The organism is Elusimicrobiota bacterium, from assembly GCA_040757695.1.
GTDB lineage: Bacteria > Elusimicrobiota > UBA8919 > UBA8919 > UBA8919 > JBFLWK01.
Window position 1 is genome coordinate 38,570 of the sequence record JBFLWK010000008.1, and the last position, 23,906, is coordinate 62,475.

General features: G+C 35.0%; 24 protein-coding genes. All 24 read left to right on the forward strand.

Translation table 11 applies throughout. The features are described 5' to 3' along the window. Nucleotides 1-26 precede the first annotated feature (26 nt). The gene (locus tag AB1349_02745) at nt 27-398 is read left to right on the forward strand and encodes a polymer-forming cytoskeletal protein (GenBank protein ID MEW6556251.1); all 372 of its coding nucleotides are present in this window, start codon (nt 27-29) and stop codon (nt 396-398) included. Then, complete coding sequence (locus AB1349_02750; GenBank protein ID MEW6556252.1) at nt 395-1,363, forward strand: hypothetical protein; 969 nt, start codon at nt 395-397, stop codon at nt 1,361-1,363. The genes AB1349_02745 and AB1349_02750 overlap by 4 nt, the downstream gene beginning before the upstream one ends. A gap of 79 nt (nt 1,364-1,442) precedes the next feature. Then, nucleotides 1,443-1,712: a 30S ribosomal protein S15 gene (gene rpsO, locus AB1349_02755; protein MEW6556253.1), complete on the forward strand. Its 270-nt coding sequence runs from the start codon at nt 1,443-1,445 to the stop codon at nt 1,710-1,712. Then, nucleotides 1,709-3,787 carry a polyribonucleotide nucleotidyltransferase gene (gene pnp, locus AB1349_02760; GenBank protein MEW6556254.1) on the forward strand — a complete coding sequence of 693 codons (2,079 nt, stop codon included), beginning with the start codon at nt 1,709-1,711 and terminating at the stop codon, nt 3,785-3,787. The genes rpsO and pnp overlap by 4 nt, the downstream gene beginning before the upstream one ends. Beyond that, nucleotides 3,703-4,212 carry a biotin/lipoyl-containing protein gene (locus AB1349_02765; protein MEW6556255.1) on the forward strand — a complete coding sequence of 170 codons (510 nt, stop codon included), beginning with the start codon at nt 3,703-3,705 and terminating at the stop codon, nt 4,210-4,212. Before pnp ends, AB1349_02765 begins: the two co-directional genes overlap by 85 nt. A 134-nt stretch (nt 4,213-4,346) precedes the next feature. Next, entirely contained in the window at nt 4,347-4,547 is a 201-nt protein-coding gene (locus AB1349_02770; protein ID MEW6556256.1) for a winged helix-turn-helix domain-containing protein, read from the forward strand. A gap of 6 nt (nt 4,548-4,553) precedes the next feature. Then, complete coding sequence (locus AB1349_02775) at nt 4,554-5,321, forward strand: undecaprenyl-diphosphate phosphatase (protein MEW6556257.1); 768 nt, start codon at nt 4,554-4,556, stop codon at nt 5,319-5,321. Beyond that, nucleotides 5,318-7,468 (forward strand): DNA translocase FtsK 4TM domain-containing protein, encoded by a 2,151-nt coding sequence (locus tag AB1349_02780; protein MEW6556258.1) that lies wholly within the window; start codon nt 5,318-5,320, stop codon nt 7,466-7,468. The genes AB1349_02775 and AB1349_02780 overlap by 4 nt, the downstream gene beginning before the upstream one ends. Next, nucleotides 7,465-8,166: an outer membrane lipoprotein carrier protein LolA gene (locus AB1349_02785; protein MEW6556259.1), complete on the forward strand. Its 702-nt coding sequence runs from the start codon at nt 7,465-7,467 to the stop codon at nt 8,164-8,166. The genes AB1349_02780 and AB1349_02785 overlap by 4 nt, the downstream gene beginning before the upstream one ends. A gap of 95 nt (nt 8,167-8,261) precedes the next feature. After that, nucleotides 8,262-8,906 (forward strand): RodZ domain-containing protein, encoded by a 645-nt coding sequence (locus AB1349_02790; GenBank protein MEW6556260.1) that lies wholly within the window; start codon nt 8,262-8,264, stop codon nt 8,904-8,906. Continuing rightward, nucleotides 8,903-9,487, forward strand: coding sequence for a CDP-diacylglycerol--glycerol-3-phosphate 3-phosphatidyltransferase (gene pgsA / locus AB1349_02795; GenBank protein ID MEW6556261.1), 585 nt, complete (start codon nt 8,903-8,905; stop codon nt 9,485-9,487). Before AB1349_02790 ends, pgsA begins: the two co-directional genes overlap by 4 nt. A gap of 1 nt (nt 9,488) precedes the next feature. Further along, nucleotides 9,489-9,950, forward strand: a complete 462-nt coding sequence (locus tag AB1349_02800) for a phosphatidylglycerophosphatase A (protein MEW6556262.1) — start codon at nt 9,489-9,491, stop codon at nt 9,948-9,950. After that, nucleotides 9,916-10,446, forward strand: a complete 531-nt coding sequence (locus tag AB1349_02805; protein ID MEW6556263.1) for an MBL fold metallo-hydrolase — start codon at nt 9,916-9,918, stop codon at nt 10,444-10,446. The genes AB1349_02800 and AB1349_02805 overlap by 35 nt, the downstream gene beginning before the upstream one ends. Nucleotides 10,447-10,449: 3 nt before the next feature. Continuing rightward, nucleotides 10,450-11,325, forward strand: coding sequence for a site-specific tyrosine recombinase XerD (gene xerD / locus AB1349_02810; GenBank protein ID MEW6556264.1), 876 nt, complete (start codon nt 10,450-10,452; stop codon nt 11,323-11,325). Between the two features lie 53 nt (nt 11,326-11,378). Then, complete coding sequence (locus AB1349_02815; GenBank protein MEW6556265.1) at nt 11,379-12,197, forward strand: AMP nucleosidase; 819 nt, start codon at nt 11,379-11,381, stop codon at nt 12,195-12,197. 147 nt (nt 12,198-12,344) lie between these two features. Next, nucleotides 12,345-15,809 (forward strand): chromosome segregation protein SMC, encoded by a 3,465-nt coding sequence (gene smc, locus AB1349_02820; GenBank protein ID MEW6556266.1) that lies wholly within the window; start codon nt 12,345-12,347, stop codon nt 15,807-15,809. A gap of 76 nt (nt 15,810-15,885) precedes the next feature. Next, the gene (locus AB1349_02825; protein ID MEW6556267.1) at nt 15,886-16,623 is read left to right on the forward strand and encodes a WecB/TagA/CpsF family glycosyltransferase; all 738 of its coding nucleotides are present in this window, start codon (nt 15,886-15,888) and stop codon (nt 16,621-16,623) included. A gap of 144 nt (nt 16,624-16,767) precedes the next feature. Further along, a complete protein-coding gene (locus AB1349_02830; protein ID MEW6556268.1) occupies nt 16,768-18,339 on the forward strand; it encodes a protein kinase in 1,572 nt (523 codons plus the stop codon). A gap of 358 nt (nt 18,340-18,697) precedes the next feature. After that, nucleotides 18,698-19,237: a sigma-70 family RNA polymerase sigma factor gene (locus tag AB1349_02835; protein MEW6556269.1), complete on the forward strand. Its 540-nt coding sequence runs from the start codon at nt 18,698-18,700 to the stop codon at nt 19,235-19,237. Nucleotides 19,238-19,286: 49 nt separating this feature from the next. Further along, the gene (locus AB1349_02840; protein MEW6556270.1) at nt 19,287-19,754 is read left to right on the forward strand and encodes a zf-HC2 domain-containing protein; all 468 of its coding nucleotides are present in this window, start codon (nt 19,287-19,289) and stop codon (nt 19,752-19,754) included. Further along, nucleotides 19,751-20,470 carry a hypothetical protein gene (locus tag AB1349_02845; GenBank protein MEW6556271.1) on the forward strand — a complete coding sequence of 240 codons (720 nt, stop codon included), beginning with the start codon at nt 19,751-19,753 and terminating at the stop codon, nt 20,468-20,470. The genes AB1349_02840 and AB1349_02845 overlap by 4 nt, the downstream gene beginning before the upstream one ends. A 65-nt stretch (nt 20,471-20,535) precedes the next feature. Then, nucleotides 20,536-21,183 (forward strand): hypothetical protein, encoded by a 648-nt coding sequence (locus tag AB1349_02850; GenBank protein ID MEW6556272.1) that lies wholly within the window; start codon nt 20,536-20,538, stop codon nt 21,181-21,183. 55 nt (nt 21,184-21,238) lie between these two features. Then, a complete protein-coding gene (locus AB1349_02855) occupies nt 21,239-22,495 on the forward strand; it encodes a hypothetical protein (protein MEW6556273.1) in 1,257 nt (418 codons plus the stop codon). Nucleotides 22,496-22,517: 22 nt separating this feature from the next. After that, nucleotides 22,518-23,906 (forward strand): T9SS type A sorting domain-containing protein (locus AB1349_02860; protein MEW6556274.1); only part of this gene is annotated, 1,389 nt, incomplete at its 3' end.

Below are 23,906 nucleotides of genomic sequence, written 5' to 3' on the forward strand. Positions count from 1 at the left end.
GCGTCCTATTAACTAGGAGGTAAAAAATGTTTTGGAAAAAAGAAACAATAGGAAAAATTGAAACGATTATTGCGGAAGGTGCGACAGTGAAAGGCGACATTTCATCCGAAGGTACTATTCGGCTTGATGGGGTTATTGAAGGCCATATATTAGAGGCTGAAGGTGTGGTTATCGGCAAAACAGGAAAGGTTAAAGGTGATTTAACAGCCGAGTCAGTAGTTGTCGGCGGTGAGATTTCAGGTAATGTCGTTGCATCAAACAATCTGGAACTTCTTTCAACTGCGAAGGTGTTTGGCGATATACAAGCCCAAACACTTTCCATACATGAGGGTGCAGTTTTTGAAGGTAAATGTACAATGTCTAAAAAGGAAACAAATATCAATACTGAAAAAGTATGAGTTTTATTTGGGGATTCAACTGGGTTAGAAAATTTTTTCTAACGGGATTTGTATGTAGTTATCTGTGGTTAGTATTATTTAATATCTCAGAACTTATTGCTAAACCAATCTACCAAAAACAAATCAATAAGGGCAATCAAGAAATTGAATTAGAACTTGATGCATATTATACATCGTTTGATTACTATCTATCCCTAACAAAAACACCGATACCTTATCTCTCAGAAACAAACGAACTTAATATCTACAAAAAACTGTTTGCTACACCAAAGCTGTGCTTTTTAGTATTTGAGTTAAGCACTTACCCGATGCCTTGTGCTGGTGTATTTATAAAAAAACAGTTTCTGGATTTTTACGAGAAAATGACTCTTACAAAAAGTATAAATATTATCAAAAGTGTAACAGCAGGTTTTGAAGAGCCATATGCTGTTTCAGTATTTTTAGGTAATGTTGTAAGTTTTAAGCCGGCATCTGCAAAAAATACAGACGGTAAAGGATATGTCGGAGCACTTGTAAGTGGCGGCAATTATCATATCAAAGACAATGAACTTATAACCGATAACTGGCTGGAAACAGAACTAAAAGTAAAAGGCGAACGAATAACTCCTGGAAAAAAAATGGACTGGAGTTTCAGAATCGGCACAAAACTACACAATAATAGCTACATTAAAGATGTCCTGTATTTTTCTGTCCGACGCAGTAGAACCGATAGAGGCACTACTAAACAATCTGTATTCACAAACAGTAATTTTGAATATATTTTTGATGCTGATGTAAAAAATGGTGGCATCATCAGACACTATTTTTTGGTTGGCAAAAAATATCCATTAAAAAAACCAAAAATAGTCGTTTGTCTAAATGCCGGTTTTCTGTGGGAAGGCACAGAAAAATATATAGGGCCATTAAAAAGAACATCAGATACAGAAAATTTTCAAATCCTGTTTAGACCGAATATAGAGTTTTAGATTGTTAGAATTTTTTTTACTTGTTTTTTATTTTTTTATTAGTATAATATTATAAGTCAATGAATGCGGAGGTAAAACAATGATTACTAAAACAGAAAAGAAGAAGATTATTGAAAGTTATGGACTGCATTCTACAGATACTGGTTCTCCAAATGTTCAGGTTGCATTGATGACAGAACGAATCAATCAACTTACAGAAGGACATTTCAAAAAATATCCAAAAGACCATGCATCCCGCAGAGGACTTTTGATGCTTGTCAGTAAACGAAGACAACTCTTAAACTACTTAAAAAAAATAAATCCAAAAGGTTACACAGAACTTATTGAAAAACTGGACATCCGAAAATGATTGATACTAAAATTGATATTGATAGTAAAACGCTCATTCTGAAAACAGGCGAATTAGCAAAACAATCTTCAGCCGCAGTAACAGTTCAATGTGGCGATACTGTGATTTTAGCGACGGTAAATGCGACTTCACCAAGAGAAGAAAATGATTTCCTGCCTTTAACAGTTGATTACCGAGAACGAACATATGCTGCGGGCAAAATTCCCGGCGGATTTTTTAAACGAGAAGGCAGACCACGTGAAAAAGAAATACTTATATCCCGTATCGTTGATAGAACCATAAGACCGCTATTCCCCGACGGCTATAACTGCGAAACACAGGTTACTATTACATTGCTATCGTGTGATTTAGAAAACGATTCGGATGTTTTATCAGTTATCGGCGCCGCCGCAGCACTTTTGCAATCTGATGTGCCGTTTATAACGCCTGTTGCAGCGGTAAAAGTTGGCAGAATAAACAGCAATTTTGTAATCAACCCAACCTGTTCCCAGATGAATTTCTCGGATATTGATTTACTTATATCAGCAACTGAAAAAGGTGTTGTGATGTTAGAAGGAGGTCCGAATGAAATAGATGAAGCAACACTTATTTCAGCAATCAATTTCGGTCTTAAATATATTCCATCGTTGATAGAGAAACAAAAAGTATTCTTAAACTCACAGAAAAAAAATTTTGAACCAGTAAAACCTGACAAAACACTCAAACCAGAAATCATAAAAGAATATAAAGAAACAATTGATACGATAGTTAGAATCCACGACAAAAAAGAGCGTGAAAAAAAATTAGACGAGTTAAAAACAGAGTTGAACTCAAAAATTGCTGAGCCTGAAAAAGAAAACGATGCTGAAAAGATTATTGAAGAACTGATAGAAAAATCGGCACGGTTTATGATAGTATCGCAAGGGATACGGTCAGATGGCAGACAACCGGATGAAATAAGACCGATTGACTGTAAAATTGACGTGCTGCCGAGAACACACGGTTCGGCAATTTTTACCCGTGGACAGACACAGGCACTTGCAACCGTCACACTAGGTACCCCGCATGATATGCAGATAATGGATGAATTAGAAGGTGAATACAAAAAAAGATTTATGCTGCATTACAATTTCCCATCATTTGCCGTCGGCGAAGTCAAGCCGGAAAGAGGTCCCGGTAGAAGAGAAATTGGACATGGTGCGCTTGCTGAAAAATCGTTAGAAAAGATTTTACCATCAGAAGAAGCTTTTCCATATGCAATCAGAATCGTTTCAGATATTCTGGAATCAAATGGTTCGTCGTCAATGGCAACTGTCTGTGGTGGCTCACTTGCATTGATGGATGCCGGTATCCCAGTCAAAGAAGCGGTTGCTGGTATAGCAATGGGGCTTATGACCGATACCGAGGAAAGAAATAAATATGTAATCCTGACTGATATTCAAGGGCTTGAAGACCATTACGGCGATATGGACTTAAAAGTTGCAGGAACACGAAACGGGATTACCGGTATTCAGATGGATATTAAAATTGAAGCAATCGGTCTGAAGATTCTTGAAGAGGCACTTTATAAAGCAAAAACTGCCCGGTTGAAAATTATTAATATTATGAATAAAGTGATTTCTCAACCCAGAAACGAACTATCCGACTATGCGCCTAAAATGACGATGCTTACAATCAATATCTCAAAAATAAAAGATGTGATAGGCACAGGCGGAAAAACTATCCGAAAAATTATCCAGGAAACCGGTGCCGAAATAGATGTTGAAGATGATGGTAGAATCTTTATCTCGGCTGAAACTGAAAAGGCACTGAATCTTGCTAAACAGATGATAGAGTATTTTACCGCTGATGTAGAGGTAGGCAAAATTTATAAAGGGAAGGTTGTGTCAACCACCAACTTTGGTGCATTTGTAGAAATACTGCCCGGCAAGGATGGACTTGTTCATATCTCACAATTAAACGAACAACGAATTGAAAAAGTGGAAGATGTAGTCAATGTAGGTGACGAAATATGGGTGAAAGTAATGGAAATAGACAAACAAAACAGAATCAATCTCTCTCGGAAACAGGCATTACGCGAAATGGCAAGAAAATAAAACAGATACAAGAAATAGACGAAATCCTTTCTGCATATCAGTTTATGAAAGCGGAAGGGCTTGCAGAGATTGATTTTGAAGTTAATAGTACCAGATTTCATATAAAGCGAAAAACTGAACCAACTCTACCAGCACCGAAGATAAAACCAGCAAGGGCTGAAAGTGCGGTAGAATTAGCAGATACTATCAGTATAAAATCACCGCTATCAGGTACTTTTTATTTATCCAGTAAGCATGGCGCACCCCCTTTCGTTGCCGTCGGTGATATTGTTGAAGAAGGCGCAACAATCTGTATAATTGAGGCAATGAAAGTGATGAATGAAATCAAATCGGATGCAAAATATAGGATTGTAAAGATACTTACAACAAACGGAAAAATTGTATCAGTAAACGAAGCACTTTTTCTGGTAAAACCTGAAGAATAAATGTAAGCAAATGCTTACATTTTGAGTTTGCTCGTCGGTAAATTTTGGTTTTTCAATTAGAGCAAATGGTCTAATTGAAAATTTAGGATTTGGGATTTGGGATTTGGAATTTGTCGTTAAGGGAGGTGAATTTTATGACACATGAAATTGGCGTAATAGCAGGCAAGATTTGGCATTATCTTGACAAAAACGGTGAAGTGACCGCGTTGAAACTAAAATCAGCGCTTGGCGTTACCAATACAACACTGTATATGGGTATCGGCTGGCTTGCTCGTGAAAACAAAGTCAATATTGTTGAATATGCTAAAGGCTACAAATTATCGCTGAAAAAATAAGATATAATGACATTTTTTGAATCAGGTTTACTCGGGTTCCTTCAGGGACTTACCGAATTTCTTCCTGTATCTTCCAGCGGACATCTTGTAGTATTCCAGAAACTGCTAAAGGTAAGCGAACAAATAGAATTTGATATATTTTTGCATTTTGCGACGCTTCTCGCAGTTCTGGTTTTTTTTAGAACCGATGTTACAGAAGTCATAAAAGGTATCTTTAGAAAAAGTTCAGGCGGTAGAAAAGTTTTTGTCGGAATTTTAATTGGCTCTATCCCAACTGCAATTATTGGTTTGGTATTCAAAGATTTTTTTGAGAAACAATTCTCACAGCCCAGAACTGTATCGGTAATGTGGCTTGTATCCGCTTTTGTTATTTGGCTGGCATCAAAATTTTCTAAATCGGATGTTTTTGATAAAAGTTGCGATTCAACTAAAATAACCGATTTTTTTATTATCGGAACAGTTCAAGGGCTGGCTATAATGCCCGGTATTTCACGCTCGGGAATGACAATCGCAGCAGCGCTTTTGCTTGGCTTCAACCGACTTTGGGCGTTCAGATATTCAATGCTTTTGTCAATCCCCGCAATTCTCGGCGCAGGACTACTTGAACTTAAAAGTATTGATATTAATATAAACATCTTTACAGGCGGATTCATCGCTATGTTTTCAGGCCTTTTAGCGCTTTATATATTAGCAAAAACTTTAACTGTCAGGAAATTCCATATTTTTTCATATTATCTCTTGATAGTTGGAATCCTGGGTTTGATATTTTTATGAAACGAAAAGATATTATCGGATTGATATTGATAATTTTGAGTATACTTTTTATCTGGTTTCTGTTTTTTCCACAGCAATCCGGAGTTGTAGGCCCGTTTGTAAAAAAATATCTGCTTATCATTTTCGGGAAAGCATCTTATATTTTTCCGCTGGTTGTTATATGGCTTGGAATAAAATTGACATTTAACAAAAAACTCCAATTCGTATATTCTAAACTCGTGCCTGATATTCTAATAATCTGGGCAATATGCACGATTCTTTCGTTTGCAACTGGCGATAAGCCAACTGAAAACTTTGGCGGATTTATCGGAAAATATTCGGAAATCGGTATAAAAAAAATCATCGGCGATTTTGGTGGATTGGTGGTCACAATAGGGATTTTTGTTGTATCAATGCTTCTTACAACTGGTATTTCATTTGAGGATTTGGTTAACTTTTTTGCTAAACTTATCAAGCCAAGAAAAAAGAAAAAAAGGGAGGGAGGGGAAAGAGGGGAAGTATTATCAGAAGTTGAAGAAAAACCGCAGGAATTACCCAAAGTCATTGTTCCTAAACCACCAGTAATAATAGAAGCGACGGAAAAAAAAGAGGTAAAACAACCCCCGATAAAAGATGTTCTGATAAAACCGATACCAAAAGATAAAAAAACTGGAATCCCGAAATTACAAATACCTGCAACTCCCGCACCTAAACCAGCCCAGTATGAACTGCCATCATATGAACTTTTAGACGAGCCGGAAAAAGTTGAAACCCAGATTGCAGAAAACAACCTGCGAAGTTGTGCTGATAAACTTATAAAAACACTTGCTGATTTTGATATCTCGGCAAAAATTGAATCCATAAACCCGGGTCCTGTAATCACAAGATACGATATTGAACTTGCACCCGGGACAAAAGTCAACTCAATAGAAAATCTTTCTAAAGATATTTCGCTCGCAATGAAAGCAGAATCAATACGGGTTTTGGCGCCTATACCTGGAAAATCTGCCGTCGGTATAGAAATCCCGAATCCTAATCAAGCAATTGTCGGATTGAAAGATGTTATTACTTCTCAAAAATTTAGGAATTCAAAATCACTTCTAACATTTGCACTTGGTAAAACAACTGCAGGCGAGCCGTTCGTAGATGACCTATCGCCAATGCCACATATTTTAATCGCAGGTGCAACCGGCAGTGGGAAATCGGTTTGCCTTAATTCAATTGTAATGTCGTTACTGTTCAAAGCAAAACCTGACGAACTAAAACTTTTGCTGATTGACCCGAAACGGCTTGAACTGCCCGTCTATGATGGTATCCCGCATATTTATGAGCCCGGTAAAAAAGCGGATAAAGCATCCGTAATTACCGACGCAAAAGAAGCAGCAAAATCGCTTGGACTATTAGTAAAAGTGATGGATTTCAGATACAAAGAGTTTGCTAAAAAAACAGTACGGGATATTGACGGCTATAACAAACGAATTGAAAAAGAAGGTGTCGGGAAGAAAACATATTATATCGTCGTTGTGATTGATGAACTGGCTGATTTAATGCTTGTAGCATCACGCGAGGTTGAAGAGAATATTCAGCGACTTGCACAGATGGGTCGGGCTGTTGGGATTCATCTGGTGCTTGCAACACAGCGACCGTCAGTAGATGTTATCACCGGCGTAATCAAGGCAAATCTGCCTGCTCGGATTGCATTCCAGGTGCTTTCACAAACCGATTCTCGCGTGATACTTGATATCAAAGGTGCTGAGGATTTACTCGGACGCGGTGATATGCTTTACCTACCTGTAGCCAGTCCAAAACCTACCCGACTACAGGGTTGTTTTGTCTCTCTGAAAGAAGTAGAAAGAGTTGTAAAATTTGTCAAAAAACAAACGAAACCGGATTACGAGGATATTTTTGAAGTAATAGAAGCGTCTGAAAAAAAAGAAATGTCCGACGAATCTATGAATGATTTATTACGGGCATTAAAATTTATTCTGGAAAGAAAACGGGTCTCATATGAGTTACTAAAAGAAGGTGCAAATTTTGGTAATAAAGCCGCAGATATTTTAAGCCGTTTAGAAGTTGGTGGCTTCATAAGAAAACCGGAAGGTGCAAAAAGTTGGGAAATTCTTACCGACAAAATAGAAGAATTTTTCAGCAAAGAAGGCAAGTTATGAAAAACGCGGAACAAACACAGAACAAAGTGCAAAACAACCACAGAACTTGGCAATTGGTTTTACTTATTACCGTATTACCTTATTACTTTATTTCCTGTCTTTACTCTGCTATGTTTGACGAAATACTAAAAAAAATGGATGAAGCGGACTCAAAAATTGCTGATGTTTCGTTTTCGTTCATACAAGAAATTCTGGTAACAATAACTCAGGAGAAATCAGCCATTACAGGCACAGCAGTATTTAAGAAACCGGATATGTTCAAAATTGAGCACTCAAAACCGGAAAAACAAGTTGTAATATCCGACGGCAAAAAAGTATTTTTTTACCAGAAAGAATTTAATCAGGTTATAATTGATGATTGGGAATCGTTATCTGAGACTGGCAACTTTCCCAAAGGTATCTTTAATTTCTCGTCAACTATAACAGGGCTTACAAAAAATTATAACATTTCACTTTTGGATGACGAAGAGAAGTATTATGTACTTGTTCTGGAACTCAAAGAAAAACAATTGCAAAACACAAAAATCCAACTCTGGATTTCTAAAGAAACATATCTATGCGAAAAAACGGAAATCAAGACGGATACGGTTGTATCAACTGTAACAATATCTGATGTTAAAATAAATAAAAATATCAAAGATTCTATTTTCAAATTCAAAATTCCTAAAGGAACACAAATAATCACATTTCCATTCTGAAAAAACGCAGATGACCGCAGATAAAAAGCACAGATGAACACAGATAACATCAGCGGTAATCAGCGTTGTAAATCAGTGGTAATCAGCGTGTATTTATGGATATAGGCGCTAAACTCCGAGAGAAACGACAGGATTTGGGTTTATCTGTTGAAGATATATCTGCAAAGACATTGATTAGTATAAAATATCTTCAGGCACTTGAAGAAAATAGATTTTCTGATATCCCAACAGAAGTTATGATAACTGGTTTTTTAAGAAATTATTCCAGTATTTTAGAGCTTAAACCTGACGAACTTGTTGCTGAATATAAAAAATCTAATACTAAAAAAATACCAGTACCAATCACAACTATAAAGATAAAAGATGCACCTTCCCGTAAAATTTTTAAGATAAAAATTGTGCCTGCTGTAATTACGATATGTTCAATTATGCTGATGTTTGGTATTATCAAAATTATTTCGGTGTTTATAAAGTCACCAAAAACCGAAGTAACAGCACAACAGCCAGTCAAAAAAAATCTGCTGGAAATCCAGACTACTGAAAATGTATGGATTAGAATAAAAGAAGGCGAAAATCCAATTTTTGAAGGGATATTGCCACCGAATACAGTAAAAACTTTTGAGTCAACCGAACAATTTAGTCTCCGAATAGGGAATTTGTCTGGATTGACTGTATCACTAAATGGAATGCCTGTAGAACTTCCAAAAGGCAAACTTGTCGGCGAGATAAAACTACCATGAATATCGCAAACAGAATTACATTTGTAAGAATTTCACTTGTGCCTGTCTTTATCTTATTTATGATGAGTGAAAGTTTTTATGCACGGTTGATTTCACTAATAATTTTTATAGTTGCTTCAATTACTGATACAGTTGATGGATACCTTGCAAGAAAATACAAAACAGTAACCGATTTTGGCAAATTTATGGACCCACTTGCTGATAAATTACTTGTTTTAGCCGCTTTCATCTCGTTTGTAGAAATCAAGGACTTATCAATCCCGCCATGGATGGTAATTGCAATAATTTCAAGAGAGTTTATAATAACCGGTTTGCGTTTACTTGCTGCAACAAAAAATATAGTTATCTCGGCTGCACTCCCAGGTAAGTTCAAAACAACTTCGCAAATGATAACAATTATTGTAATTCTGGTTATTATATGTATCAATTCGTTGTTAAAGGATTTCTTCCACATAGACCCACATACAATTCCTATTCTTAAACTTATGCCTTTTGTACTGATGTTTATCACAACTATACTCACACTGATTTCAGGATTAAGTTATATCTTTAAGTATAAATATCTTTTTTCTGAAAAATAATATGAACTTTTTAATAAAATTTTTGGCAACTGGTTTTTTTACTGGATACATTCCAAAAGCGCCGGGAACTTTTGCAACACTCTTTGCATCCGCAATTTGGTGGTATGCAAAGCCATCAAAAATTTTTTATTTTGTCAGTTTTTTTATAGTCATAATAGCATTTTTAGTATGTGGTAAAGCGGAAAAAATATTCAACATAAAAGATGACCAAAGAATAGTTATTGATGAAATGGTTGGTTATTTTTTTGCGGTTGCGATTTTGCCAAAAACAATTTTAACTCTAATTTCAGGCATAATTCTGTTCAGGTTTTTTGATATAAGAAAACCATTTTTTATAAAATCTTTCCAGAAATATCCTGGTAGTTTTGGAATACTTGCCGATGATATTACTTGCGGTATTATTACAAATATAATCTTGCAACTTTTTTATGAAATTAATAAAACTTATAGTTGGTTGTCTTGAAACAAACTGTTATATTGTTTTTGACGACAAAACAAGAGATGCTGTAATTATTGACCCAGGCGATGAAGCAGAAAAAATTTTAGCAGTAATTGAGAAAACAAAATTAAACCCATTGAAAATAATAAATACGCATAGCCACCCAGACCATACAGGCGCTAACGAAAAGACTAAAGAAAAACTAAGAATAGAAACCTTTTATCCTGAAAAAGAAGGTGAAACAAAAAAAATTGGGACACTTAAATTAAAATTCTTTTTTACACCCGGACATACACAGGACAGTATCTGTATTCTTATTGAGAATCATCTGTTTTCGGGTGATACGATTTTTGCTTCGTCAATCGGACGAACCGATTTAGGTGGTGGAAATTTAGAACAACTTTTAAACTCAATTAAAACCAAAATTCTGGTACTGCCAAAAGCGACGCAGATTCATCCAGGACATGGGCTTGATACTACAGTGGACAACGAACTAAAATTTAATCCATTTTTGCAGTAATCTATGAACCCCCCAAGGCTTCTTAATGATTTTTTATCGTATCTGTCAGTTGAAAAAGGACTTGCTAAAAATACAATACTTGCCTATAAACGGGATATTGAGAATTATTTTGCGTATCTTGAAAAACATTTCTTATCAATTTTAACTGTTACAGAAGAAGAAATAATGGATTATCTATGGGAACAGAAACTTTCTAAAAAATCAACATCAACAATTTTTCGTGAACAGGAAGCAATCAAAGGTTTTTATAAATTTTTGTTTACCGAAGAACACATTAAACAAAATCCTGCCGCACAGTTAAAATCGCCAAAATTAGAAAAATATCTGCCAGATACTTTAACAATTGAAGAAACAGAAAAATTAGTTGAAGCACCGAATTTAACAAAAATAAAAGGAATCCGCGATAAAGCAATTTTAGAAACATTGTATGCAACAGGAATGCGTGTGTCGGAACTGACCGAACTGAAAACGTCGGATGTAAATCTGGATGTCGGATTTGTAAAATGCCTCGGCAAGGGTTCAAAAGAACGAATTGTGCCTGTTGGTTCTAAAGCAGTTATGGCATTAAAAAATTATCTTGCAATCCGGCAAAAAACCGGTGGCGATTTCCTTTTTCTGAATCCATCCGGAAAAAAAATCTCAAGAATCGCTGTTTGGAAAATAATAAAAAAATATGCACAAAAAGTTGGTATCATAAAAAAAATTTCACCACATATATTAAGACATTCTTTTGCTTCACATATTTTAGAAAGAGGCGCTGATCTGCGAACAATACAGGAAATGCTTGGTCATTCATCAATTTCAACAACACAGATTTATACACATATTGATAAAAAGTTCCTGAAACAGCAACATAAAAAATATCATCCCAGAGGATAATAGATTTCAAAATTAGAAAATTAAGTATACTGATTTACAGGAGATATAAAAAAATGAGAAAGCCAAAACTTACTAAAGATGCGTTAGCGCAAATTGACCAGTATTCACGAGACCGTGTTGGATTAAGCACATTGGAACGCTACACGGGCAGTTTAGCAAGCGAATTTCAGCCGTATATTCTGCTTACAAATTTTAAGTTATATGTGGACATCTTTGCCCAAAAGTTCAAAGTATCAATCCAACAGGGTTCTGTGATGAGAGCATGCCATTGTAAAAAAGAGAAAATTTCAATCATTGACTACAGCGTTGGCTCGCCAACCGCAGCGTTGATTGTAGAATTGTTGTCATTCACAAAACCCAAAGCGGTGCTGATGTTAGGACTATGTGGTGGCTTGAGAACAGAATACAAGGTTGGCGATTTCTTTAATCCGGTAGCCGCAATACGAGGTGAGGGAACTTCGGACGCGTATATGCCCAAACGGTGTCCATCGTTAAGTTCTTTTGTGGTTCAAAGATTTATCTGTGAGGAGTTGGAAAAAAGAGGGATAAAATACCATACAGGCGTTATTCATACAACGAATGTTCGGTTCTGGGAATTTAACGAGGCGTTCAAAAAAATTTTGGCAGATGAACGAGCACAGGCAATTGATATGGAGTGCGCAACACTTTTTACCGTCGGGTTTTCTAAATATGTACCTATAGGCGCTTTGATGCTAATATCAGACCTGCCGCTTAAAAAGGGTGGTATAAAAACAAAAAAAACTGCAAAAGAAGTATTTGAAAAATATACAGGTTCACATATTGAGATTGGAATTGCAGTTCTGAAAAATATGCAAAGAAAAGAAAAAGAAGGTCTGGATTACCGGTTTTGAAATTATCCTGTTTGTTTTACTCTGAAAATAAAAAATTTCTATAACTGATTTTTTACTTGACAACAATTTTTTTTTGTGTATAATATTAAAAGATGGTAAAAAAATATGTTAATTTGGTAAAATTAAACAAAATAAGGAAGGTGAAAAATGCAGTTAAAATCAGTAGAATTGTATGGTTTTAAATCATTCGCAGACAAAACATCACTTGAATTTGGCGATGGGATTACCGCGATTGTTGGACCGAATGGTTGTGGTAAAACGAATATCGTTGACGCAATGAAATGGGTACTCGGCGAGCAGTCGTCAAAATCGTTACGCGGTACCAAAATGGAAGATGTAATATTTAATGGCACCACTGCACGGAAAGCAACATCAGTCTCGGAAATAACGCTGAATTTTGATAATTCTAAAAATGTTTTGCCAATTGATTATTCCGAAATCAGCGTTACTCGGCGGCTGTTTCGTACTGGTGAGTCAGAGTATCTTTTGAACAAAACACCAGTTCGCCTGAGAGATATAAAAGACCTGTTTTTAGATACCGGCATCGGAACAGAATCATACTCAATAATGGAGCAGAATAAAATAGATTTTATCTTACAATCAAAACCTGAAGAACGCAGATTTTTGTTTGAAGAAGTAGCAGGAGTTTCCAAATACAAAGCCAAACGAGAAGAAGCACTTAAAAAATTAGAAAAGGTTGGACAGGATTTATTGCGGCTTAACGATATTTTAACTGAACTTGAAAGCCAGAAAAGCAAACTTGACTCGCAGGCACGAAAAGCAAGACAATACCAAAAATATCTTGCAGAATTAAAAAATTATGAGATCAATTCACTCGTAAAAAAATATCTTGAAATCAAAGAAACGAACCTGACAAAACAAAAAGAACTGGAAATAATTAATGAAAAGCAATCACAACTTTCAATTGAAATAGATAAACTGGAAGCAAAATATTCCGAATTAAAACTTGCTTTAACATCTAAGGAAGATGAACTCATCTCAAAACGGACTGAAGCAAGCAAAATTGATTCAGCAATACAGATATTAAAAGAACGAATACAAACAGCAGAAACAGGAAAATCGGATTTGCTTAACCGCAATATAGAAGCAGAAACAGAAATTCAACAAGGACAGGATGCGCTTAACAGTTATTCAACCGAAGACAAAAATACAAAAAGAAAATTGGAAGAATCTGAAAAAATTATTCCAACATTAGCGGAAACAGTTGCTCAAAAAACAGCCGAAAAAAACAAACTGGAAACAGAAATTACACAGATAACAAACGAGATAGAAACCGTAAGGCAGGAAATTTTTAATACTGCAAAAGAACTGGCGGAATCCCATAATAAGAACATTTCAGACGAAACATTCCTGAAAGATGTAAATCAGCGCATTACAAAATTAGAAAACCAAAGAAAAGAAACAATCTCACAAAAATCTGACAAAGAAAAACTTGTTAATGAATTAATTAAAAAGTTAACGCTGCTTAACTCAAAAATAGACGAAAAAAGAAAAATCGTAGAAACCGAAACATTAAAACTAAACAAAATTAGGATAGAAATTGAAAAAAAACAAACTGAACTTTTGACAAAAAAAGAACTACTGGCACAACTGAACGCACAGTTAGAAATACTCATCAGCAATTCAAACCATGCACTATATTCAAAAATAAAAGAATTATTCAAAGACAAAATACTTGGAACTGTCAGTGAAATTGTCTCTGTCTCTGCTGAAAACATACATATCATTCAGTCAGCATTAGGTGAGAAAAGCAACTACATTATCGTAGATACCGTAGAAACAGCAGAAGAAATAATCAATTGGCTTAGAAAAGAAAATTTAGGCTGGGCGACATTTTTAATACTTTCAGAAATCAGTAAAATGCAATTTACTCAACAGTCTGTCTTTTCTGGCAAAAAAATATCCGACCTCGTCCATTGCGATGAAAAGTTTAAAAAAGTAGTTGAGTTTCTGCTGGATAATGCAATACTTAAAAATGGGAGTATTTACAACCGCGGTTTGATTCAAGGTGGAGGAAACAGAAAAAAGAGTGGGAAGGATATCAAAAAAACACTGGGAACATTTTCTGAAATTGGACATTTCCAAAAGGAAATCAAAGATCTTAATAGCGAAATTGAAAAAATGGAAGCATTAATAAAAAACTATCAAAACGAAATTGCTACAACCGAGACAAACTTAAAAAAAGATTCTGATAAAATAGAAACAAACCGGAATGAATTAATGCCTTTAAAAACAGAACTCATATCTGCTGAAGAATCACTAAAAACAGCTGAAAGTTTTATTGCTGTTTTGTTAGCCGAATATGAAGAACTTGAGAAACAGAGGAAAAAAATAGAAAGTACTATCATCGCAAATAGCCATCAGATAACTTCCCAAAAGGAAAAGGAAACTGCGCTTAATAATAAATTGACCGCGATGCTGGATAAACTTCGCCAGCAGCAACAGAATCTTGATAAAATTAACCATAACATAACAGACAGTACTATTGATTTTTCGGTAAAAAGTAAAGAGGTTGAACACTTAAAAGAAAAAATAAAAAATATCTTGCCAAATATAACATCAATATCTGTAAAAATTGAAAAGGCAAAAAAACGGATAACTGAGTCAACAATAAAAATTGATGAATACGAAAAGATAATTAAGAATTCAGCCGACGAAATCAACAAAATTATTGTATCAAAAGACGAAATAGACGATATATTAAAAACTATAGAATATCAAAGAAATGAAATCAAAAATACAATGTTGGATGTTGACAGTAACTTAAGAAATTTGAAAAGCCAGTTGCAAAAAACGAATGATGAAATACGAACTTTAGAACGAGCCGTTTCAGGAACCTCATCGGAAATCAAACAAATAGCGAACCGCTTAAAAGAAGAGAAACAGGTTTCTATTGAAGATGCCATGAATAATTATCAGGAAACTACCATTTCTGATGAGGACATATCTAAACTTAAAAATAAAATTGAAACACTTGGTGCGGTAAATCTGGCAGCACCTGAAGAATATGAGCAACTTGAACAACGATACAATTTTTTAATCAAACAGAAACAAGACCTTGAAAAAGCGCGTGAAGATTTATATAACGCAATCAATAAAATAAATATGACTACCCGTCAGAATTTTCAGAAAACATTCGTAACCGTTCGTGAGAATTTTAGAAAAATATTTACACAGCTTTTTGAAGGTGGTGAAGCAGATTTGTTATTTACCGATGAAAGTAACCTGCTTGAATCAGGAATTGATATCATCGCACAGCCACCCGGGAAAAAACTTCAGCATATATCATTGCTTTCAGGCGGTGAACGTGCACTTACCGCAATTGCGATTCTGTTCGCAATATATCTTATAAAACCAGCACCATTCTGTGTACTTGACGAGATTGATGGTCAACTTGATGAAGCGAATATTTTAAGATTTACTCGGCTGCTAAAAGAATTTGCACAAACTTCCCAATTTCTTGTAATCACACATAATAAACGCACAATGGAAGTCGCAAATGTACTCTACGGTATAACAATGGAAGAACTCGGCATCTCCAAAATCATATCTGTTCGTATGGAACTTGAAAAAGTACCCGCCACCGCTTAATAAAAAAAGTCCTCCAATCCGCGTGCAACCTCCAATTCGCTTTACAAATCCATCAAAATTATGTATAATAATATCAATGCGTGATTCTATAAAAATACTGTCAACACGAATTGACAATATCACTTTGAATGATGCGGTATCTATCATTAGCGGATTCCTAACTGATAGTAATAGCCCACACCAGATTATAACTGCAAACTCACTTATGGTTTTGCAGGCACAAAAAGATGAAGAACTTAAAAAAATTTTTGAGACCGCTTCTGTTATTATTCCTGAAAGTAGCGGTATCTGCTGGGCTTCTAAATTTTTAGGCACACCACTTAAACAAAAAATTCCAGGGATTGATTTTATGATGCGACTGCTTGATTATGCGCAGAATCATAACCATTCAGTTTTTTTTCTTGGCGCGAAAGAAAAAATTATACAAACCGCTGTTGAAAAAATTAAAAAAAAATTACCAAATTTAAAAATCACAGGATTCCATAATGGCTATTTCTTTCAGAATGAACCAAAAATAATTTCAGAAATAAAAACAACCCAATCTGATATACTTTTCGTCGGCTTGAATATCCCGTTTCAGGAAAAATGGATACATAAAAATCTTGAACAATTAGGTGTAAAAATCGCTATAGGTATTGGCGGCAGTTTTGATGTTTTATCCGGAAAATTAAAACGGGCACCGCGCTGGATGATAAACACAGGTACAGAATGGCTTTTTCGTACCATTCAGCAACCTTGGAGAGTCGTGCGAATTCTAAAACTTTTGTTATTCGTATCAAAAATTTTTAAGGCACGCTTGAAAAGTAACTACTGATAAAAATCAGAAGTTAAAATCCTGTTAAGCCCGTCAAAAGAAGTTTCAGTGTCTTCTGTGACTTCAGTGGTTTATCTGGTCCTCAACAAGTTGAGGATTCCATATTTGAGTCCCGAACTTGTTCGGGTTAATTTGTAATCTTTTATGTATATAAAATGCCCTTACTGCGGAACACAAAATGATATTCCAGATTTTAGCATCGGGCAAAAAGCCAGATGCAAAAAATGCGGCGCTAATTTTGAGACAACAACTGTTTTGCTATCCCAACAGCAAGCAATATCATCACAGCAAACAGACCAACAGAAAACAGTTATCGCATCACTCAAACCGAGACACAATGTTCCCGGCTACCAAATAGTCGCAGAAATTGGACACGGTGGAATGGGATATATATATAAAGCAATTCAAATCTCACTTAAAAGAACCGTAGCAATCAAAGTTTTACCAGAAGGACTTTCACAAGATGAAAATTTTTTGCAGCGATTTGACAAGGAAGCACTCATTCTAGCAGGACTTAAACATCCTAATATCACTGCTGTCTTTGATAAAGGCCATTTTGAGCATACCTACTACTTTATAATGGAGTTTGTTGAAGGATATGATTTACGAAAAGAATTAAATACCGGCAAATTACCATTACAGGAAATATTGAGAATCATTACCACTACCTGCAATGCGTTAGAATATGCCCATCAAAAAAATATCGTTCACAGAGACCTGAAACCGGAAAATATCTTGATTGACCTTGATAAAAATATAAAAATTGTTGATTTCGGATTGGCTGGACTTGTTGGTATCGCACCGCACTTAAATATCACCGGTGCCAATGTTGTGATGGGAACATATAACTATATGTCACCTGAACAACGTATATCCGCAAATGTTGACCATCGCTCAGATATCTATTCTTTAGGCGTGATTTTTTATGAGATGCTAACAGGACAGCTGCCCGTCGGTAAGTTTGCAATGCCGTCAGAAATAGTTCCGCAACTTGATAAGCGGTTTGATAGAATTATTGAAAACATGCTGCAAACAGATATTAGATTGAGATACCAGAATATAAAAAATGTAATCACTGACCTTTCTGTAATTACCCAGAAACCTGAACTCCAAAAAATAGTATTGAAAAAACCAAAAAATAAAATTTCTGTCAAACCGTTTGTAATTTCAATTACAATTCTAGTTTTAATCATTGCAGTTGGTTTTGGTATAAAAAAATTGAAAAAATCTGCTGATGACCTGCTGAACTATGCAACTCAACTTAACCAGCCGGAAGAAAAAATCAAACTGCTACAGAAACTGCGTGAAAAATTTCCTGCTGATAAATTGAACTGCGCCAAATCGCTTATCTACGAAGCCAATACATATGCTACACTTGGTAAAAATTCAGAAGCACTCTTAAAATATGAAGAAGTAATCACAAAATATCAGGAGTTTGACACGCAGACAGGATTTGCTCAAATAGGTGGTGCAACCGTATTACATAAAATGGGCGATGTTTCAAACGCACTAACATTGTTAAAAAATTGTATAGAAACACACCCTAATAATTCTGAAATTCAGGCACTCGCATACCTTACAGTCGGCGATATCCAATTAGAAATCGGCGATACCGATAAAGCAATACTCGCATACCAGAAAGTTATTCGGAATTATCCATCTGAAACAAAATTAGTTTCACTCGCCAAAGAAAAAATTGAAAAAATAAAGAAGTAAAAAAATACATACTTCACTTGATTTATCCTGTTAAATAAGTATAATTTTAATCAGATAATGTTTTTTTAAGCTGGACTATTTTGATAACTTTTTTGTGAGGTGCGAATAGAGAAAAAAAATTAAATACATATAAATAGGTAGTAGAAGCAAACTTCGTAAGTTCCGATAACAGTCGGAGCAGAGCTTCTCTAAGTAATCAGAGGGCACATTTCAGTACGAAGGGATGCTGTTACTCGTCCGTTAGGATGGGGTGGCAGTCGTTCTGGGTTACTGAAATGGCTCAGAATGGATTGTTCACCCCTTTTGTTTTTGGGGCGAATTATCCAAACTTGGAGAATAATTTCCAAGAGGTCTTAAGATGAAAGGTAGCCCTGAAAATATAGAAGAAATAATCATTAAATATGAAAAGAAAATATATAACCTTTTTTATTCACTATCTAAGAATGTTGATGAAACAAAAGACCTGACACAAGAAACATTCATCAAAGCATATAAGAAACTCAATACCTTTCGGAAAGAATCAAAGATATTCAGTTGGCTTTATCGTATCGCACTAAACTGCTGGAAAAATAAAGTCAGATATGACAAAAGGCACGGAAGAACACAGGAATTATCTTTAGAAACTTCTGCTGAAAACTGTAGCGAAACGATTACACAAAAACAAGATGACAAAACACTTACACCCGAGCAAAACACTATACAAACTGATACCCAGAAATGGATAGAAAAAGAAATCCAGCAACTTCCTGATAAATATAAAATTGCACTCTCATTACATATAAAAAACTTGAGTTATGAAGAAATAGCAGAAATACTGAAATGCCGTATCGCTACTGCAAGAATACTCGTATCACGTGCGAAGAAGAAACTCAAAGAAAAAATATTACCGTATTTATAATGTTGTTGTAACAAATTCTAAAAAACGGTGTCTTATTAAGGGGATTAACATGAACTATTGTAAGCACATCAAGGGATTATTTCAGGATTATTTGGCAGATAACCTGCTACATAAAACCAAGAATGAAGTAGAGGAACATTTAAGAAACTGTCAAAATTGCAAGAAAGAATTTACTGCAATAAAATTAGTGGAAGATACAATAAAAGGTTTGCAGGTATCTGCCGATAAAAAAGTTCCTGCTGGTTTAAGAACACGGATATTGGCAAATATAAAAATACTTACCGAAAAACATAGACCATTTTTCTATATCCCATCTTTTGTCCGTATTTTGTGTTTCTCTGCTGTTTTTGTTGTATTGGTTGTGTCAACAGTACATTTTTGTCCTCGGCGTACCACTACAAAATGTACAGCAAATAACTTTATTGCACAAGCAATAGCCCAGGCAAGAGAAGATTATGAATCCGAATTTCTGGCTCAAAAGACAACCAGGGTTCTTGGTGAAGGAGGCCAGAGATGAAACCAATAAAAAAAACATTTAGATTTTTGGGCTGTAACTTATCTCTTATCTCTTTTCTCTTATCTCTGTCATTCTGCCAGGACATCGTTTTTGTTCAACCGAAATCTTTGAAAGTTACTTCATCCCCAGTAACAATAAAAGGTTCGGTTATGGATTTTGATACTACAGAAATTGATATGGCGGTTGTCAACCTGATTGACCTATTAAAACAGGGGAAGAACACTCCCAAAAGTAAAAAAGAAAAGAGACCTTGGTGGGAAACACTGAAATATGAAACTATTCCAGTAAGGAATGGTTTTTTCCAAAAAAGTATTGATATAAAAGAAGGGATAAACTCTGTAATCGCAAAACCTGCAAATGTTCAACCAACTTCCCAAAACACTGAAACAAAAGTTATAGTTTTAGACAAAGTATCAGCTAAACTGATATTAACTGACCCAGTAAGTGATAGAATACCATACTTGAAAAAGATTGCTGGTATTTGCAAAGTAAAACCGCGTCCAAAAAGTGTAAAAGTAACAATAGAAGCATTTGTATCAAAAGATATTGACGGTGAAAAAAAATATAAATTGGAAAAATTGATGGAAGTTACAGTGCCAGTAAAAAGTAAAAAATTTTTTGTTCCTGTATCACTTACTGAAATGCTGACCGGTGAAGAAATCCTCATAATAACAATTTCTACGGATGACATAGAAATAACAAAAACATTATTCTAAACGGGGAGGTGGTGAAGAGATAATTTTAGAGGTTGGAAAAAAATTTTGTGAAAAAAGGAGGGTGTATGAAGTATTATGGATTGCTGTTGGCAGTGTTTGCTGGAATGTTGGCGGGTTGTGCGACTACTCAAGAGGCAATAAAACCAGCGCCTTCTGTGGATGAAAAAATGATATGGTCATCACATCCACAAAGACCTGGTTGGACTGTATCAGAGCCGGCAATGGAAGACGATAAATTGACATTTGTAGGTTTATCTGCGGAAAGAGTAGCCACAGAAAAAGATGCCAGAGATGAGGCACACAATAATGCAATCAACTATGTGGTTAAATATATCGGAACATTTGTAGACAGCAAAATAGAAAAAATTGCTACAACATATGGTTTGTCAGCAGATATAGTTAATCCTACAGAAGCCAAGCGTAGTAGGTCAGAACAATTATCCACTGCATTAACGACTCGGGTGAAGTCGGCGGAATGGTATCTAGAAAAATATCGGAATAAAATGGAAGAAGTTTATTACAAAGCATTTGTAAAGGCATCCGTTCCGAAAACCGCAATAGATGAAGCGTATAAGGACATAATGGATAGCAACATTGACGATATGAAAAAGAAACGCGATGCTGCCAGCGACGAAAAAGCAAAATCACAATTTCAGAATGCTATGAACGCATTTGAAGATGCCAAAAACAAAGGCTTTACATTAGAAAAATAAAGAACAAATGCTAAATAGGGAATAGCCAATGCGACTATCCCCTAAAATCTATTTTATGAATTTTGAAATATTGATATTGATATTTTTATTTTGTATTTGTTCTTGTGCTACAAAAAGAGATATAAAAATTGGTGAGGAAGGATTTCAAGAGAGGGGCAAAGTTAAAAATGAAAGAGTAATATGGAGTTCACACAATAAGAGACCTGAATGGACAATAAAAGAACCATATGAAAAAAATACAGATTTGTTATTTGTTGGAATATCAAATAAATTTGCAACAGAAAAAGAAGCACGGGATGATGCACAAAATACAGCTATAAAAACAGTTGTGAAATATATTGGCGTTGATGTAAAGAATCAGTTTCAACAAATACGGACATCATATGGATTGAGTTCTGATATAGTAGACCCAACAATAGCCACAAGAGAAATAGAACAGCAGTTGTCACAAGCAGTTGCTAGAAAAGTGAAAGCAGTAGAATGGTATATAGAAAAAATAAAGGTTGAATATGAAAAACAGGATAAACAATATTATTCGGTATTTTTACTTGCTAAAATTCCCAAAAATGAGATAGATGACGCAATTAAAAAACAAATTGAAGAACAAAAAGAAAAACATGCCAAAATAAAGGAAGTAAAGAATTTAGTTAATAATGCACAAAACTTGATTATTGATGCCAAGCAAGTAATACAAACAAAACCAGGAAAAGCAAGAAATATCTTTAACGAAGCAATAAAAATTTTAGAACAGGTAAAAATACAAATATCTGAGTTTCCAGAAGCACAGGATTTATTAAAACAAATTGCATCTTGTGTTCTAGAAGCCAAAGCAAATATTAATAAGGCAGAAAAAATATTGGAGACTAAAATAATTGTGTGTATGAAGACAAATGATTTAGCATTATTAAAATATATAAAAATGATTGAAACAGAAATATCTAATACCCTCAATCAATCAATGAGTAAAAAAGATATAGTATTATCTTCAACAATAGAAGAAAATGAAAAAAACATTGACTTTAAAGAAATAGCAGGCACATTAATTTCTGGAGATTTTTCTTGTGAATATATGGACGATAAAGTGTTAATCCCTGGCGGAAGTGAAGTGGCAGGTATGCCTTGTTCTAAAGCGGAAATGAGTATACAAATTATAGATGTAATAAACAACAAAACAATTTCAGATTTTAATGTATCGGGAAAAGGATTTGGCAGAACAAAAGAAGAATCACAATTGAAAGCATTAAAAGAAGTAGCAATCAATGCCACAAAAAATATTTCAACGAAAATTATAGAAGATAATTTAAAAAAATAAAAAGAAGAATCAAAAAATTAGAATGAAAAAACTACGGATTATTGTTTTTTATGTATTTTTAGGAATAATCACTCCCCTTCCCATTTTTGCAAGTTTAGGAGATGCTGTAGATAATACATCATTAAGCTGGACAACAGGAGGGAATGCAAACTGGTTCGGGCAGAGTTCAGAATACTACTATGGTGGAGATGCATCAGAAAGTGGTGATATTTCTGATAGTCAAAGTTCATATATTCAAACAGCAGTTGTGGGACCGGGAACACTTAAATTTTATTGGAAAGTGTCATCTGAGAGTGGTTGGGACCATCTCAGGTTTTATATAGATACAACAAAGCAAGATGAAATTAGTGGGACAGTAAATTGGGGACAAAAAACATATACAATTTATTCTGGTAATCATACACTCAAATGGAGTTATGAAAAAGATACCATCTATAGTAATGGCTCTGATTGTGGCTGGTTAGATAAGGTTGAATGGACAGGAACAGCCGGAAGTCAACAGAACGATGCAGACAGCGGTGGAGATGCTGGAAATACTTTGGATTCTGCTACGGCAATTACTCCAGAAATAACTTACACCGCATATCTAGATTCAAATGATAGTGCCGATTATTACAAATTCTATGTTACTTCTGGTCAGACTATTTCCATAAGTGCTACTTTCCCATCAGGAACAGATTTTTGGGGTGAAGTATATGACCCTAATGGCAGTCAAAAATCTTCAACGACCGGATACAGTATTGTTGCTGATTCAACTGGATATTGGAGATGGGCTGCGAAACGAACTTATGGAGAGGGGCAGTATTCATTTAAGATTTCTGTCTACTCACAAAACGATGCAAACAGCGGAGGAGATGCAGGTAACAGTGTCAGTTCTGCTACAACTCTTGGTTATTGGGGATATTTTGGGGGTTGTAGTGACGAAGAAGGATACATAGATTCTGATGATACAGAAGATTATTATAAATTTCCTGCACCAGCGGATAATGAAATAAAAGCGACAATATCTTCCTCGTCAACATTAACAGCGAATGTATATTTACTGGACTCTTACGGGAATATACTTATTTCTGGCCAACTTGCATCAACAATAACTCTTTCATATTTTACATATAAAAGTGATGACTATTATCTTGAAGTAGAACAGAATTATGGTTCCGGGATATATACATTCTCTATAGATTTCACTCCTGACCAATACTGTGTAATTCCCTACCCAAATCCATTTAATATATCCAAAGGACATACGAAAATAACATTTGCAGGGTCAGGAGTTCCATATGGAAAAATTAGAATATACACAATTGACGGAAAACATATAAAAACCTTAGAAGAAACAAACGGAAATAAGAGCATAGAATTATACCCAATACAAGAAAATATCCCGAGTGGAATATATTTGTATGGTACA

What these genes read in the sequence shown, in the direction of transcription:
- AB1349_02745 (MEW6556251.1), top strand. Translation starts at nt 27, where the DNA reads ATGTTTTGGAAAAAAGAAACAATAGGAAAAATTGAAACGATTATTGCG.
- AB1349_02750 (MEW6556252.1), top strand. Translation starts at nt 395, where the DNA reads ATGAGTTTTATTTGGGGATTCAACTGGGTTAGAAAATTTTTTCTAACG.
- rpsO (MEW6556253.1), top strand. Translation starts at nt 1,443, where the DNA reads ATGATTACTAAAACAGAAAAGAAGAAGATTATTGAAAGTTATGGACTG.
- pnp (MEW6556254.1), top strand. Translation starts at nt 1,709, where the DNA reads ATGATTGATACTAAAATTGATATTGATAGTAAAACGCTCATTCTGAAA.
- AB1349_02765 (MEW6556255.1), top strand. Translation starts at nt 3,703, where the DNA reads ATGGGTGAAAGTAATGGAAATAGACAAACAAAACAGAATCAATCTCTC.
- AB1349_02770 (MEW6556256.1), top strand. Translation starts at nt 4,347, where the DNA reads ATGACACATGAAATTGGCGTAATAGCAGGCAAGATTTGGCATTATCTT.
- AB1349_02775 (MEW6556257.1), top strand. Translation starts at nt 4,554, where the DNA reads ATGACATTTTTTGAATCAGGTTTACTCGGGTTCCTTCAGGGACTTACC.
- AB1349_02780 (MEW6556258.1), top strand. Translation starts at nt 5,318, where the DNA reads ATGAAACGAAAAGATATTATCGGATTGATATTGATAATTTTGAGTATA.
- AB1349_02785 (MEW6556259.1), top strand. Translation starts at nt 7,465, where the DNA reads ATGAAAAACGCGGAACAAACACAGAACAAAGTGCAAAACAACCACAGA.
- AB1349_02790 (MEW6556260.1), top strand. Translation starts at nt 8,262, where the DNA reads ATGGATATAGGCGCTAAACTCCGAGAGAAACGACAGGATTTGGGTTTA.
- pgsA (MEW6556261.1), top strand. Translation starts at nt 8,903, where the DNA reads ATGAATATCGCAAACAGAATTACATTTGTAAGAATTTCACTTGTGCCT.
- AB1349_02800 (MEW6556262.1), top strand. Translation starts at nt 9,489, where the DNA reads ATGAACTTTTTAATAAAATTTTTGGCAACTGGTTTTTTTACTGGATAC.
- AB1349_02805 (MEW6556263.1), top strand. Translation starts at nt 9,916, where the DNA reads ATGAAATTAATAAAACTTATAGTTGGTTGTCTTGAAACAAACTGTTAT.
- xerD (MEW6556264.1), top strand. Translation starts at nt 10,450, where the DNA reads ATGAACCCCCCAAGGCTTCTTAATGATTTTTTATCGTATCTGTCAGTT.
- AB1349_02815 (MEW6556265.1), top strand. Translation starts at nt 11,379, where the DNA reads ATGAGAAAGCCAAAACTTACTAAAGATGCGTTAGCGCAAATTGACCAG.
- smc (MEW6556266.1), top strand. Translation starts at nt 12,345, where the DNA reads ATGCAGTTAAAATCAGTAGAATTGTATGGTTTTAAATCATTCGCAGAC.
- AB1349_02825 (MEW6556267.1), top strand. Translation starts at nt 15,886, where the DNA reads ATGCGTGATTCTATAAAAATACTGTCAACACGAATTGACAATATCACT.
- AB1349_02830 (MEW6556268.1), top strand. Translation starts at nt 16,768, where the DNA reads ATGTATATAAAATGCCCTTACTGCGGAACACAAAATGATATTCCAGAT.
- AB1349_02835 (MEW6556269.1), top strand. Translation starts at nt 18,698, where the DNA reads ATGAAAGGTAGCCCTGAAAATATAGAAGAAATAATCATTAAATATGAA.
- AB1349_02840 (MEW6556270.1), top strand. Translation starts at nt 19,287, where the DNA reads ATGAACTATTGTAAGCACATCAAGGGATTATTTCAGGATTATTTGGCA.
- AB1349_02845 (MEW6556271.1), top strand. Translation starts at nt 19,751, where the DNA reads ATGAAACCAATAAAAAAAACATTTAGATTTTTGGGCTGTAACTTATCT.
- AB1349_02850 (MEW6556272.1), top strand. Translation starts at nt 20,536, where the DNA reads ATGAAGTATTATGGATTGCTGTTGGCAGTGTTTGCTGGAATGTTGGCG.
- AB1349_02855 (MEW6556273.1), top strand. Translation starts at nt 21,239, where the DNA reads ATGAATTTTGAAATATTGATATTGATATTTTTATTTTGTATTTGTTCT.